The organism is Streptomyces sp. V4I23, assembly GCF_030817975.1.
Classification (GTDB): Bacteria; Actinomycetota; Actinomycetes; order Streptomycetales; family Streptomycetaceae; genus Streptomyces.
Genome location: NZ_JAUSZW010000004.1, coordinates 3,935,128 through 3,948,993 on the forward strand (window position 1 = coordinate 3,935,128; position 13,866 = coordinate 3,948,993).

Genomic DNA, 13,866 nt, shown 5'->3' on the forward strand with positions numbered 1-13,866 from the left:
GGATTTGGACCATGGCGGCCACTGGATCCGAGAAGCAGGGGGCGAAGGCGTACTACGTCTCGACCCCCATCTACTACGTCAACGACGCTCCTCACCTGGGCCACGCCTATACGACCGTCGCAGGCGACGTGCTCACCCGCTGGCACCGTCAGCGCGGCGAGAAGGTGTGGTACCTCACCGGCACGGACGAGCACGGTCAGAAGATCATGCGCACGGCCGAGGCGAACAACGTCACGCCCCAGGCATGGTGCGACAAGCTCGTCGAGGAGGCGTGGAAGCCCCTCTGGGAGCACCTGAACATCGCGAACGACGACTTCATCCGCACCACGGAGAAGCGGCACACGGACCGTGTGCAGGAGTTCGTGCAAGACCTGTACGACAAGGGCGAGATCTACAAGGGCGGGTACGAGGGCCCGTACTGCGTGGGCTGCGAGGAGTACAAGCTCCCCGGCGATCTCATCGAGGCCGAGGACGGCACCAAGCTGTGCCCGGTCCACAAGAAGCCGGTGGAGATCCTCAAGGAGGAGAACTACTTCTTCAAGCTCTCCGAGTACGGCCCGAAGCTGCTCGACCTCTACTCGGCGAACCCTGACTTCATCCAGCCCGAGTCCGCCCGCAACGAGGTCGTGAACTTCGTCAAGCAGGGCCTCCAGGACCTGTCGATCTCGCGCTCCACCTTCGACTGGGGCGTCCCGGTCCCGTGGGACGAGAAGCACGTCATCTACGTGTGGGTCGACGCGCTGCTCAACTACGCGACCGCGGTCGGCTACAACGAGAACCCGGCGAAGTTCGAGGAGACCTTCCCGGCGAACGTGCACCTGGTCGGCAAGGACATCCTCCGCTTCCACGCGGTGATCTGGCCCGCCATGCTGATGGCGCAGGGCCTGCCGGTGCCCGGCAAGGTCGCGGCCAACGGCTGGCTGATGGTCGGCGGCGAGAAGATGTCGAAGTCGAACCTGACCGGCATCAAGCCGCAGGACCTGACCTCGCACTTCGGCGTGGACGCCTACCGCTGGTACTTCCTGCGCGCGATCGCCTTCGGCAGCGACGGCTCGTTCTCCTGGGAGGACTTCACCGCCCGCTACACCTCCGAGCTCGCGAACGACTACGGCAACCTCGCCTCGCGCGTCGCGGCGATGGTGGGCAAGTACTTCGGCGGCGAGCTGCCGGAGGCCACGGCCGCCGGGGACGCCGAGAAGGCCGTCCAGGACGGACTGGCCAAGGCGGTCACCGAGGCCGACCGGAAGATCGGCGAGGAGCTGGACTTCCAGGGCGGCATCCTGGCGATCTTCGACTTCGTGAAGCAGGTCAACGGCTACATCACGGAGCAGGAGCCCTGGAAGGTCGCCAAGGACGATTCCGACGAGGGCCGTGCCCGCCTGGCCACGATCCTCTACACCGCCGCCGAGTCCCTGCGCGCGGTCGCGGTCCTGCTGAACCCGGTGATGCCGGAGACGTCCCAGAAGCTCTGGGAGTCGCTCGGCGCCGAGGCGGTCCTCGGCACGCTGGCCGACCAGCGGGTCCAGGACGCGGGCGAGTGGGGCAGGCTCCCCGCCGGCGCGACGGTGACGAAGGGCGCGGTGCTGTTCCCGCGCCTGGAGGAGAAGCAGGCGTAAGGACGCCGTACACGCGACGAGGGGGCCGGACCGGGAGTCCGGCCCCCTTTCGCATGCCTGCAACGCAGAGCGCCCCCGGCCGGTGGCCGGGGGCGCTCTGCGGAACGGAAGTGGTTACTTGTCGTCGCCGGACTTGGCGACCGGCTTGCGCAGCGCGATGTTCAGCTCGCGCAGGCGGGCCTCCTCCAGCTCCGTCGGGGCGCCCATCATCAGGTCCTGGGCGTTGCCGTTGAGCGGGAACGCGATCGTCTCGCGGATGTTCGGCTCGTCGGCGAGCAGCATGACGATGCGGTCGACGCCCGGGGCGATGCCGCCGTGCGGCGGGGCGCCGAACTGGAAGGCCCGCAGCATGCCGGCGAACTCGCGCTCGACGGTCTCCCGCGAGTACCCCGCGATCTCGAACGCCTTGAACATGATCTCGGGCTCGTGGTTCCGGATGGCTCCGGAGGACAGCTCGACACCGTTGCAGACGATGTCGTACTGCCAGCCCAGGATGTCCAGCGGGTCCTGCGACTCCAGGGCCTCCAGGCCGCCCTGCGGCATCGAGAAGGGGTTGTGCGAGAAGTCGATCTTGCCGGTCTCCTCGTCCTTCTCGTACATCGGGAAGTCGACGATCCAGCAGAACCGGAAGACGTTCTCCTCGAAGTGGCCGGCGCGCTTGGCGGCCTCGACGCGGACCGCGCCCATGATCTTGGAGACCTCGTCGAACTCGCCCGCGCCGAAGAAGACCGCGTGGCCCGGGGCGAGGGACAGGCGCTCGGTGAGGACCTTGACGTCCTCCTCGGTGAGGAACTTGGCGATCGGGCCGGTCAGGGCACCGTTGTCGCCGACCCGCACCCAGGCGAGGCCCTTGGCCCCGTGCTCGACGGCGAACTCGCCGAGGCCGTCGAAGAACTTCCGCGGCTGGGCGGCCGTGTCCGGCACGGGCAGGGCGCGGACGTGCTTGCCGGCGAACGCCTTGAACTCCGAGCCCGCGAAGACGTCGGTGATGTCGACGAGCTCCAGCTGCGCCCGCAGGTCCGGCTTGTCGTTGCCGTACTTCAGCATCGACTCGCGGAACGGGATGCGCGGGAACGGCGAGGTGACGTGGCGGCCGCCGCCGAACTCCTCGAAGAGCTCGGTCATCAGCTTCTCGATCGGCTGGAAGACGTCCTCCTGCTCGACGAAGCTCATCTCGACGTCGAGCTGGTAGAACTCGCCCGGCGAGCGGTCGGCGCGGGCGTCCTCGTCGCGGAAGCAGGGCGCGATCTGGAAGTAGCGGTCGAAGCCGGAGATCATGAACAGCTGCTTGAACTGCTGCGGCGCCTGCGGCAGCGCGTAGAACTTGCCGGGGTTCAGCCGGGACGGCACCACGAAGTCCCGCGCGCCCTCGGGGGAGGTGGCGGTCAGGATCGGGGTGGCCATCTCGTTGAAGCCGAGGGCCGTCATCTTGTGCCGGATCGCGGAGATCACGGCCGTGCGCAGCATGATGTTGCGGTGCATGCGCTCGCGGCGCAGGTCGAGGAAGCGGTACTCCAGGCGTCGCTCCTCGCCCACGCCGTCGTCGGTGTTGATCTGGAACGGCAGCTGCTGCGCCGCGCCCAGGAGCTCGACCGCGGACACCTCGACCTCGATCTCACCGGTGGGCAGGTCGGGGTTGACGTTCTCGGCGCCGCGGGAGACGACCTTGCCGTCGACGCGGACGACCGACTCCTTGTTGACCTTGTCCAGGGCCTCGTAGGCCGCGGTGCCCGGGCGGGCGACGAGCTGCGTGATGCCGTAGTGGTCACGCAGATCGATGAAGAGGATGCCGCCCAGGTCTCGGCGATTGTGCAGCCAGCCGCTCAGCCGGACGTCCGCGTTGACGTCAGAGGCGCGGAGCTCGCCGCAGGTGTGGGACCTGTACCGATGCATCGTCGTTCATCCAGTCTTGGAGTGTCGGGGTCGGGCAACCTTTGCAAGGTTACCGCCCGGCCCCGCCGCGGCTCATTGACATAGACGCGACAGCGTCACATCGGCCGGCCCGCCTCGCCCGGCTGCCCGGCCGCTGCCCCGGGGCACCGTCCGGCGCGTCATGACCTTCGGGGCCGGAATAGGGTGAGGGCCATGCGTACGGAGGACGTTCTGGCCGCCATCGCGACGGGCCTGTGGCGCTGGGACGACGCGTCGGGGACGGTCACGCTCGACGCGGAGGCCGCCCGGCTGCTGGGGCTGCCCGCGGAGCCCGGCGAGTACTCGGAGGCCGCCGTGCGCTCCCGCTTCCACCCGGTCGACTGGAACGAGGTGAACGGGATCGTCGCCCTCGCGGCCGCCGAGGGCACCCTCGCCGAGGCGCGGCTGCGCATCGTCGACGGGGCGGGCCGGGTCCTGCGCACCGTCCGCAGCCGCAGCAAGCCCGTCCTCGACGGCGCGCACTACCGGCTGATCGGCACGATCCAGGAGGTCACCGAGCCCAGGCCGAGCGCCACCGCCGCCCAGACGTCGATCACCGGCGACTGGCGGCGCTCCCGCGAGGCGTTCCTGCTGGACGCGGGCCGCGCGCTGGCGGAGGCCCGCTCCACGGCCGAGGTCCTGCGCGTCGCCGCGTCCCTGTCCATGCCGGGCTTCTCGCCCGACGGACTCGCCGTCTTCGGCGTCCGCGGCGACCGGCTGACGATCATCGGCCACCACGGGCACGGCGAGGGCGACGACGAGCCCTTCAGCGACCTGCCGCTGGACACCGACTACCCGGCCTCCGAGGTCGTCCGTACCGGCCGCGCGATCTACCTGCCGACGCCGGACGACTACCGCCGCCGCTATCCCGTCACCTGGCCGCTCGCCCGGCGCTTCGGCCGCCGGTCGTGGGCCTTCCTGCCGCTGATCGTCGCCGGGCGCACCATCGGCGCGTGGATGGCCGCCTTCCGCCACCCGGTCGCCTTCACCCCCGACGAGCGCTCGGTGCTGACCACCGTGGCCCGCATGCTCGCCCAGGCGCTCGCCCGCGCCGGGGCCGCCGAATCCGAACGGGAACTCTCGCTCGGCCTCCAGCGCACGATGATGCCGACGCTCGGCCCCGGCATCCCGGGCATGACCGTGGCCGCCCGGTACGTGCCCACCGGCGGCGGACTACAGGTCGGCGGCGACTGGTACGACATGATCCCGCTGCCGTCCGGACGGGTGGCGCTGGTCATCGGCGACGTGCAGGGCCACGACGTGCGCGCCGCGGGGCTCATGGGCCAGCTGCGGATCGCCCTGCGCGCGTACGCCTCCGAGGGCCACCGGCCCGATGCGGTCCTCTCCCGTGCCTCCCGCTTCCTGCACGGCGTCACGGACGCGCACGAGACCGGAGACCAGGCGGGCCCCAGGTTCGCCACCTGCCTCTACCTGGAGGTCGAGCCGTCCACCGGCCTGGTCGAGATCGCCCGCGCGGGCCATCCCGAGCCCGCCGTGATCACCTCCGACGGCACCGTGCTGCTCCGTGCCACCGAGGGCGGACTGCCGCTCGGCATCGACCCGGACACGGACTATCCGACGACCCGGTTCGTGCTGGAGGCCGGCGTGACGCTGATGATCTGCACGGACGGGCTCCTGGAGACCGGCGGGCACGACCTGGACACCGGCTGGGCGCGGCTGCGGGCCGTGCTGGAGGAGAACGCGGGCCGGCCCCTGGAGGATCTCGCCGACACCCTCGTCCAGGCCGTCCACGGACCGACCTCGTATTACACGACCGGCCCGCTGGCCGACCGGCGCGAGGACGACATCGCGGTCCTGCTGCTCACCCGGGAGGCCGAGCCCGCCCGGCGGCCCACCCGGCGCACGGCGATGAGCGTCGCGCAGGCGCAGCCGGAGCGGATCGCGGCGGCGAGGCAGCAGGTGCGCGAGCTGCTGCACGACTGGTCGGACGAGGAGCAGATCGACTCCGCGGTGCTGATGGTCTCCGAGATGGTCACCAACGTGCTCGTCCACACGGACGGCAACGCCCTGCTGGCCGCCGAGATCGCCCACGGGGAGAAGGGCCGCAGGCTGCGCGTGGAGGTCACCGACCCGAGCGACGAGCTCCCCCACAAGCGCCGTCCCGGCGAGATGGCGTCGTCCGGGCGCGGCCTGGTGCTGATGGAGGTGCTGGCGGACGTCTGGGGCGTGGACCCGAGAGGCGAGGGCAAGTCGATCTGGTTCGAGCTCTACGAGCCGCCCGCGGGCGAGGGCCCGGACGGGCCGGACGGGGCGCCGTTGGCGTAACGGGCCCGCAGCTCGCCGATCACGCCGAAGGCGGCGGCGGTGACGGGCACGGCGAGCAGCATCCCGAGGATGCCTGCGAGGCTCGCGCCCGCCGTGATCGCCAGCATCACCACGGCCGGGTGCATCTGGACCGTACGGCTGTGGATCATCGGCTGGAGCACGTGGCCTTCGAGCACCTGGACGGCGAGCACGACGCCCAGAACCCAGAGCGCGATCACGAATCCGCGGTCGGCGAGCGCGACGAGCACGGCGACGGCGCCGGAGATGAAGGCCCCCAGGTACGGGATGTAGGCGCCGACGAACACCAGCGCCCCGAGCCCGACCGCGCCGGGCACGCGCAGGATCAGCAGCCCGAGGGTGATGCACAAGGAGTCGATCAGCGCGATGAAGGTGGTTCCGCGCATGAAGCCCTCGACCGCCTCGAAGGCGCGGCGGGCCATCGCCTCCGCGGTGTCGCCGGTGGAGCGCGGGACGAGGGAGCGCAGGGTGAGGACGGCGCGGTCGGAGTCGCGCAGGAAGAAGAAGACGAGCAGCAGCGCCAGCACGGCGACGGCGATCATCTCGCCGACCACGCTCAGTCCCGAGATCACGCCGGAGGCGGCCGTCCCGCCGAACTTGCTCAGCAGCTCCTTGGCGTTGGCCGCCACGTCGTCGAGCGAGGTGCCCGCCGCGCCGAAGTGCTCGGCGAGGTCCCGGGCGGCCCGCCGGAGCGAGGAGATGATCTGGTCGCCGGTCTCCAGCAGCGCGTTGACCACGATGTAGGCCGCGCCGCCGACGACCGCGAGCACGGCCGCGCACGTCAGTCCGGCGGCCGGCGAGCGCCGCACCTTCATGCGCAGGAGCCGCCGGTACAGCGGTCCGAGCAGTGCGGTGCCGAGCAGCGCCAGCAGGACCGGCGTGACGGCCGTCTTGAACGTGACGACCAGCCAGACGCCGACCGCCGCGACCCCCGTCAGCAGCAGCACGACCACGCACCAGGCCGCGAGTCGGCGCACGGGGTCGGGGAGGACGGGCCGGACGTGAGGGGTCTGCACGGTACCCAGCCGATCACGCCCCCCGTTCCGCGTCCCGTCGGAGCGGGCCAGGGGGGTGACACGGCGTCAGCCCCCTGGCGGCGGGCCGTCGTCAGGTGACGGTCGGCCCGGACTCCTGCATGCCGTGGACGGCGGGGATCGTACCGAGCCGGCCCTTCTGGAAGTCCTCGAAGGCCTGCTGGAGCTCCTCGCGGGTGTTCATCACGAACGGCCCGTAGTGCGCCATCGGTTCGCGGATCGGCGCGCCGCCCAGCAGCACGATCTCCAGGTCGCCGGTGTGCGAGCCGTTCTGGGTGTCGTCCGCCCAGACGGTGACGACGCCGCCGGCGCCGAACACCGCGGTCTGGCCCATGTGGATCGGCCGCCGTTCTTCGCCGACCGCGCCGCGTCCGGCGAGGACGTACGCCAGGCCGTTGAAGTCCTCGCGCCACGGCAGCCGGATCTGCGCCCCCGGGCGCAGCGTCGCGTGGATCATCGTGATCGGGGTGTGGGTGATGCCCGGACCCTCGTGACCGTCCAGCTCACCGGCGATGACCCGCAGCAGCGCACCGCCGTCGGCCGAGGTCAGCAGCCGGACCTGGCCGCCGCGGATGTCCTGGTAGCGGGGGTCCATCATCTTGTCCTTGGCGGGCAGGTTCACCCACAGCTGGAGCCCGTGGAACAGGCCGCCGGACATGACGAGCTGCTCAGGCGGCGCCTCGATGTGCAGCAGGCCGGAGCCGGCGGTCATCCACTGGGTGTCGCCGTTCTGGATGGTGCCGCCGCCGCCGTTGCTGTCCTGATGGACGAAGGTCCCGTCGATCAGGTACGTGACGGTCTCGAAGCCGCGGTGCGGGTGCCAGGGGGTCCCCTTCGGCTCGCCCGGCGCGTAGTCCACCTCGCCCATCTGGTCCATCATGATGAACGGGTCGAGGTGGCGGTAGTTGATCCCGGCGAACGCGCGTCGCACCGGGAAGCCCTCCCCTTCGAAGCCGCTGGGCGCCGTGGTCACGGCGAGCACCGGCCGGGACACGGCGTCGGCGGGCGCGGCGACGCGCGGCAGGGTGAGCGGGTTCTCGACAGTCACTGCAGGCATGGCGGGACCTCCTTGTGCGACCAGCTTAGTTGAATCCTGAACTTCTTGCCATAGGGAACGACGAACGCCCGGGAGGAATTCCTCCCGGGCGTCCCGGTCCCACAGCCTGCCCGCCGGCCGCTATCCGTACATCCGGCGCATGGCGAAGTCGACCATCTGCTCCACGGCCTTCGCGTCGAAGACCATCCGGTGGTCACCCTCCATGTCGAGCACGAAGCCGTACCCCGTCGGCAGCAGGTCGATCACCTCGGCGCCGGTGATGACGAAGTACTTGGAGTCCTTGCCCGCGTAGCGGCGGAGCTCCTTGAGGGACGTGAACATGGGGATGACCGGCTGCTGGGTGTTGTGCAGCGCCAGGAAGCCCGGGTTGTCGCCGCGCGGGCAGTAGACCTTCGACGTCGCGAAGATCTGCTGGAAGTCCTCGGCCGACATCGATCCCGTCGTGAAGGCCCGCACCGCGTCGGCCAGGGACGGCGGCGACGGCTCGGGGTACAGCGGCTGCTCTCCGTAGGAGGGCTGCTGCGGCACGTACTGCTGCTGCTGTGCGCCCGGGGTCTGGTCGTAGCCGTACATGAGCGCAAGAGTAACGAGTCACAGTTGCCCCGATAGGGGTTGCATCTTATTACCGACGGGTAGCATCATCGAAGCTACTTACTGGTACGTGGACGACAAGTCCATCTTCCGATCCTTACGGAGCCGTCGCCATGGGGCACTACAAGTCGAATCTCCGCGACATCGAGTTCAACCTCTTCGAGGTCCTCGGGCGCGACAAGCTGTACGGCACCGGCCCGTTCGCGGAGATGGACGTCGACACCGCCAAGTCGATCCTCGAGGAGATCGCCCGCCTCGCGGAGAACGAGCTGGCCGAGTCGTTCGCGGACGCCGACCGCAACCCGCCCGTGTTCGACCCGGCCACCAACACCGCCCCGGTCCCGGCCTCCTTCAAGAAGAGCTACGAGGCCTTCATGGACTCGGAGTACTGGCGCCTGGGCCTGCCGGAGGAGATCGGCGGCACCACCTCGCCCCGCTCCCTGATCTGGTCCTACGCGGAGCTGCTGCTCGGCTCCAACCCGGCCGTCTGGATGTACTCCTCGGGCCCCGCCTTCGCCGGCGTCCTCTTCGCGGAGGGCAACGAGGCGCAGAAGAAGGTCGCCCAGATCGCGGTCGACAAGCGCTGGGGCTCGACCATGGTCCTCACCGAGCCGGACGCCGGCTCGGACGTCGGCGCCGGGCGCACCAAGGCGATCCAGCAGGAGGACGGCTCCTGGCACATCGAGGGCGTGAAGCGCTTCATCACCTCCGGTGAGCACGACATGGAGGAGAACATCCTCCACTACGTCCTCGCCCGCCCCGAGGGTGCCGGTCCGGGCACCAAGGGCCTGTCCCTCTTCCTCGTCCCGAAGTACCACTTCGACTGGGAGACCGGCGAGCTGGGCGAGCGCAACGGCGTGTACGCGACGAACGTCGAGCACAAGATGGGCCTGAAGGCCTCCAACACCTGCGAGATGACGTTCGGCGACCAGCACCCCGCCAAGGGCTGGCTGATCGGCGACAAGCACGACGGCATCCGCCAGATGTTCATGATCATCGAGTTCGCCCGGATGATGGTCGGCACGAAGGCCATCGCCACCCTCTCCACCGGCTACCTGAACGCGCTGGAGTACGCCAAGGAGCGCGTCCAGGGCCCCGACCTGAAGAACTTCGCGGACAAGACCGCGCCCAAGGTCACCATCACGCACCACCCCGACGTGCGCCGCTCCCTCATGACGCAGAAGTCCTACGCGGAGGGCATGCGCGCCCTGGTGCTCTACACCGCCGCGCTCCAGGACGACATAGCCGTCAAGGAGGCCGCCGGCGAGGACGCCAAGAACCTCGTCGCGCTGAACGACCTGCTGCTGCCCATCGTCAAGGGCTACGGCTCCGAGAAGTCCTACGAGCAGCTGGCCCAGTCGCTGCAGACCTTCGGCGGCTCCGGCTACCTCCAGGAGTACCCGGTCGAGCAGTACATCCGCGACGCCAAGATCGACACGCTCTACGAGGGCACCACCGCCATCCAGGGCCAGGACTACTTCTTCCGGAAGATCGTCCGCGACCAGGGCCAGGCGCTGAACGCGCTGTCCGAGGAGATCAAGAAGTTCCTCGCGGTCGGCCCCGGCGGCGAGGAGCTCGCCCCGGCCCGCGACGCGCTCGCCAAGGCGGCCGTCGACCTGGAGGCGATCGTCGGCACCATGACGAACGACCTGATCGCCACCGGCGAGGACGTCAAGAACATCTACAAGGTCGGGCTCAACACCACCCGCCTGCTGATGGCCTCCGGTGACGTCGTCGTCGCCTACCTGCTGCTGCGCGGCGCCGCCGTGGCCGCCGAGAAGCTGCCGACCGCGTCCGCCAAGGACGTGCCGTTCTACCAGGGCAAGATCGCGGCCGCGAAGTTCTTCGCCGCCAACGTCCTGCCGGGTGTCTCCGTCGAGCGCGCGCTCGCCGAGACCGTCGACGGCTCGCTGATGGACCTCGACGAGGCCGCCTTCTGACCTCGTCCGCACCGTCGCACAGGGCCGCCGCCACGACCTCGTCGGGCGGCGGCCCTGCCGCGTAGACCGTCGCGGCGGAGCCCGTAGGGCCGCCCACCTGGGGTGCCGCGCATCGGCAACCGGCGCACGTACACCCCTCGTTAAGGTGAACCCATGAGCAGCCCATCCCCCCGCTTCGACCGCGGTCACACCGACGACCTCATGTCCTTCCTGACGGCAGCACCCTCGCCGTACCACGCCGTGGCCGAGGCCGCCGAGCGGCTGGAGAAGGCCGGCTTCCGCCACCTGCTGGAGACCGATTCCTGGGACGGCTCCGCAGGCGGCCGGTACGTACTGCGCGGCGGCGCGCTGATCGCCTGGTACGTACCGGAAGGCGCCTCGGCCCACACCCCCTTCCGCATCGTCGGCGCCCACACCGACTCCCCCAACCTGCGGGTCAAGCCCCTGCCGGACACAGGCTCCCACGGCTGGCGGCAGGTCGCCGTCGAGATCTACGGCGGGACGCTCCTCAACACCTGGCTCGACCGCGACCTGGGCCTGGCCGGCCGGCTGACCCTGCGCGACGGCTCGCACCGGCTCGTCAACATCGACCGCCCGCTGCTCCGCGTCCCCCAGCTCGCCGTCCACCTGGACCGCTCGGTCAACACCGACGGCCTCAAGCTGGACCGCCAGCGCCACATGCAGCCCGTGTGGGGCCTCGGCGACGTCGAGGAGGGCGACCTGATCCGGTTCCTGGAGGAGGAGTCGGGCGTCGGCGAGGGCGAGGTCACCGGCTGGGACCTGATGGTCCATGCCATCGAACCGCCCGCCTACCTCGGCCGCGACCGCGAGCTCCTGGCCGGCCCCCGTATGGACAACCTCCTGTCCGTCCACGCGGGCACGGCCGCCCTGACCGCGGTCGCCGCCTCCGGCGAGCTGCCGTACATCCCCGTCCTCGCCGCCTTCGACCACGAGGAGAACGGCTCCCAGTCCGACACCGGCGCCGAGGGACCGCTGCTCGGTTCGGTGCTGGAGCGCTCGGTGTTCTCGCGCGGCGGCACCCTGGAGGACCGGGCCCGCGCCTTCGCCGGGACCATCTGTCTGTCCTCCGACACCGGCCACGCCGTCCACCCCAACTACGGCGAGCGCCACGACCCCACGCACCACCCCCGCGCCAACGGCGGCCCCATCCTCAAGGTCAACGTCAACCAGCGCTACGCCACCGACGGCAGCGGCCGGGCCGTGTTCGCCGCGGCCTGCGAGAAGGCCGGCGTGCCGTGGCAGACGTTCGTGTCGAACAACGCGATGCCGTGCGGCACCACGATCGGTCCCATCACCGCGGCCCGGCACGGCATCGCGACCGTGGACATCGGCGTCGCGATCCTGTCGATGCACAGCGCCCGCGAACTGTGCGGCGCGGACGACCCGTACCTGCTGGCGAACGCGCTGGTGGCGTTCCTGGAGGGCTGAGCCGCAGACGCGGCGTGCCCGGCCGGCCGGCAGGGGCCCCGCCGAGGCGGCCAGGGCTCTATGACCGCCTCGGGACCTGTCCCGGTCTACCCGGCCGCCGGGTCCATCCCCGCCAGGACGAGCGGCAGCCGGTCGGCGCCGCCGGCGGTGAGGCGCACCGGAACACCCCAGTCCTGCTGGTGCACATGGCAGGCCGGGTATTCGTTCGCCGGATCGTCGTCGCAGGACGCGGCCATGGCCGAGACGTGCAGGACGCCCTCGGTGATCTCCGGGTTCAGCTCCAGCTCCCTGCTCAAATCCGTTCCCGCGCCCTCGCCCGCGCGCAGCAGCTCGGGCGGGGTGGAGGAGACCAGCAGGCGGGTCGAAGGCCCGTAGCGGGTGTCGAGCTTCTGTCCGGCCGGGGCCTGGAAGACGACGTCCAGCCGGAGCGCGCCCGGCGCGACGTCGGTCGCGGCGCGCTGGGTGCGGTGGGCGACGCCCTCCACGCGCACGGCCTCCTCCGGCAGCCGCAGCCGGGTCAGCCGGTGCCGGGCCGACTCCACGACCACGATGTCGTCGCCCACGAGCACGGCCCCGCTGGGCTCCCGCAGGTCGGTGGCCAGCGTGGTGACCTCGTTCGTCGCCGGATCGTAGCGGCGCAGCGCGTGGTTGTACGTGTCGCTGATCGCCACCGAGCCGTCGGGCAGCGCGGTGACGCCCAGCGGGTGCTGGAGCAGCGCCTGTCCGGCGTCCCCGTCGCGGTGCCCGAAGTCGAACAGACCGGTGCCGACGGCCGTGCGGACGTGCATGTCCCGGTCGATGAAGCGGACCGCCGAGGTCTCCGAGTCGGCGATCCACAGCCGGTCCTCGGTCGCGGCGAGCCCGGACGGCTGCGCGAACCACGCCTCGGCCGCCGGGCCGTCCACCAGGCCCTCGTTGGTCGTGCCCGCGGCGACCTGCACAGTGCCCGCCTCGGGATCGTACGTCCACAGCTGGTGCACGCCGGCCATCGCGATCCACAGCCTGCCGTCCCACCAGGCCACGTCCCACGGCGACGACAGCGAGACCTCCAGCGCGGGCCCCGAGGTCGGCGACCCCTGCCACCACTGCTTCCCGGTCCCGGCGAGGAGCTCGATCGCACCGGTCTCGGGGTCGTAGGCGCGGATGGCGTGGTTCACCGTGTCCGCGACGGCGACGCGGCCGTCGGGAAGCAGCGCGAGCCCCTGCGGCTCGTTGAACTGGCCGTCCCCGATCCGCCGCACGACGCTCTCGCCGTCCGGCTCCAGTTCCACGAGCTGGTGCCGGGTCGAGTCGGACACGAGGAAGTTGCCCGACGGCAGCAGCAGCGCCTTGCCGGGGAAACGCAGATCGGTGGCCACGGGCTCGGGCGCCACGTAGGGCCCGTCACCACGCCGCAGCGTCCCCTTGGCCGCGTGCTCGGCCTCCAGCTCCTCCACGAGCTTCTCGATGGCGTGCGCATGCCCCTCGCCCGCGTGCTGGGCGACGACGTACCCCTCCGGGTCGATGACGACGAGCGTGGGCCAGGCCCGTACGGCGTACTGCTTCCACGTCGCGAGCTCGGGGTCGTCCAGGACGGGGTGGTGGACCTGGTACCGCTCGACGGCGTCGACGACGGCCTGGTGCTCGGCCTCGTGGACGAACTTCGGCGAGTGCACGCCGATGATCACCACGGTGTCGCGGTGCTTCTCCTCGAGCTCGCGGAGCTCGTCGAGGACGTGGAGGCAGTTGATGCAGCAGAAGGTCCAGAAATCGAGGATCACAATGCGCCCTCGCAGGTCCGCGAGGGTGTACTGCCTGTCACCTGTGTTCAGCCAGCCGCCCTTGCCGATCAGCTCGGGAGCACGGACACGGGCACGGCGGGGCGCGGGGGTGGGCGCCGGGGCGGCATCGTTCATGGTTCAAGCTTGCCATCCGGGTACGAACGCCGGATCACGGCCGTGCGGCCCCGGATCCCGGCTGGTGAC

At 70.7% G+C, this 13,866-nt stretch carries 9 protein-coding genes; 4 read left to right on the plus strand and 5 right to left on the minus strand.

Annotation, left to right across the window (positions count from 1 at the left end):
- The first annotated feature begins 11 nt into the window (after window positions 1–11).
- The gene (gene metG, locus QFZ82_RS20100; protein ID WP_307714484.1) at window positions 12–1,616 is read left to right on the plus strand and encodes a methionine--tRNA ligase; all 1,605 of its coding nucleotides are present in this window, start codon (window positions 12–14) and stop codon (window positions 1,614–1,616) included.
- 114 nt (window positions 1,617–1,730) lie between these two features.
- Here the strand turns inward: metG and aspS are convergent, their stop codons facing one another.
- Window positions 1,731–3,509 (minus strand): aspartate--tRNA ligase, encoded by a 1,779-nt coding sequence (gene aspS / locus QFZ82_RS20105; RefSeq protein ID WP_307714485.1) that lies wholly within the window; start codon window positions 3,507–3,509, stop codon window positions 1,731–1,733.
- Between the two features lie 192 nt (window positions 3,510–3,701).
- On the opposite strand from aspS, the gene QFZ82_RS20110 reads away from it, so the two are divergent.
- Window positions 3,702–5,813, plus strand: a complete 2,112-nt coding sequence (locus QFZ82_RS20110) for a SpoIIE family protein phosphatase (RefSeq protein ID WP_307714486.1) — start codon at window positions 3,702–3,704, stop codon at window positions 5,811–5,813.
- Here QFZ82_RS20110 and QFZ82_RS20115 read toward each other — a convergent pair.
- The 3 genes from QFZ82_RS20115 to QFZ82_RS20125 all read right to left on the minus strand — a co-directional run bounded on the left by QFZ82_RS20115 (window position 5,756) and on the right by QFZ82_RS20125 (window position 8,495).
- The gene (locus QFZ82_RS20115; RefSeq protein ID WP_307714487.1) at window positions 5,756–6,847 is read right to left on the minus strand and encodes an AI-2E family transporter; all 1,092 of its coding nucleotides are present in this window, start codon (window positions 6,845–6,847) and stop codon (window positions 5,756–5,758) included. The genes QFZ82_RS20110 and QFZ82_RS20115 overlap by 58 nt on opposite strands.
- 91 nt (window positions 6,848–6,938) lie before the next feature.
- A complete protein-coding gene (locus QFZ82_RS20120; protein ID WP_307714488.1) occupies window positions 6,939–7,922 on the minus strand; it encodes a pirin family protein in 984 nt (327 codons plus the stop codon).
- A 120-nt stretch (window positions 7,923–8,042) separates the two neighbouring features.
- Entirely contained in the window at window positions 8,043–8,495 is a 453-nt protein-coding gene (locus tag QFZ82_RS20125; protein ID WP_177149390.1) for an SseB family protein, read from the minus strand.
- 131 nt (window positions 8,496–8,626) lie between these two features.
- Between QFZ82_RS20125 and QFZ82_RS20130 the strand changes: the two genes are divergently transcribed.
- Together QFZ82_RS20130 and QFZ82_RS20135 are read left to right on the plus strand one after the other, a co-directional pair.
- Window positions 8,627–10,453: an acyl-CoA dehydrogenase gene (locus QFZ82_RS20130; RefSeq protein WP_307714489.1), complete on the plus strand. Its 1,827-nt coding sequence runs from the start codon at window positions 8,627–8,629 to the stop codon at window positions 10,451–10,453.
- Between the two features lie 153 nt (window positions 10,454–10,606).
- On the plus strand, window positions 10,607–11,902 hold the full coding sequence (locus tag QFZ82_RS20135; RefSeq protein ID WP_307714490.1) for a M18 family aminopeptidase: 1,296 nt from the start codon (window positions 10,607–10,609) through the stop codon (window positions 11,900–11,902).
- 86 nt (window positions 11,903–11,988) lie between these two features.
- On the opposite strand, the gene QFZ82_RS20140 is transcribed toward QFZ82_RS20135, so the two are convergent.
- Window positions 11,989–13,797: an NHL domain-containing thioredoxin family protein gene (locus QFZ82_RS20140; protein WP_307714491.1), complete on the minus strand. Its 1,809-nt coding sequence runs from the start codon at window positions 13,795–13,797 to the stop codon at window positions 11,989–11,991.
- Window positions 13,798–13,866 lie beyond the last annotated feature (69 nt).

Coding starts and splice junctions, on each gene's coding strand:
- metG (WP_307714484.1), top strand. CDS start 12: ATGGCGGCCACTGGATCCGAGAAGCAGGGGGCGAAGGCGTACTACGTC.
- aspS (WP_307714485.1), bottom strand. CDS start 3,509: ATGCATCGGTACAGGTCCCACACCTGCGGCGAGCTCCGCGCCTCTGAC.
- QFZ82_RS20110 (WP_307714486.1), top strand. CDS start 3,702: ATGCGTACGGAGGACGTTCTGGCCGCCATCGCGACGGGCCTGTGGCGC.
- QFZ82_RS20120 (WP_307714488.1), bottom strand. CDS start 7,922: ATGCCTGCAGTGACTGTCGAGAACCCGCTCACCCTGCCGCGCGTCGCC.
- QFZ82_RS20125 (WP_177149390.1), bottom strand. CDS start 8,495: ATGTACGGCTACGACCAGACCCCGGGCGCACAGCAGCAGCAGTACGTG.
- QFZ82_RS20130 (WP_307714489.1), top strand. CDS start 8,627: ATGGGGCACTACAAGTCGAATCTCCGCGACATCGAGTTCAACCTCTTC.
- QFZ82_RS20135 (WP_307714490.1), top strand. CDS start 10,607: ATGAGCAGCCCATCCCCCCGCTTCGACCGCGGTCACACCGACGACCTC.
- QFZ82_RS20140 (WP_307714491.1), bottom strand. CDS start 13,797: ATGAACGATGCCGCCCCGGCGCCCACCCCCGCGCCCCGCCGTGCCCGT.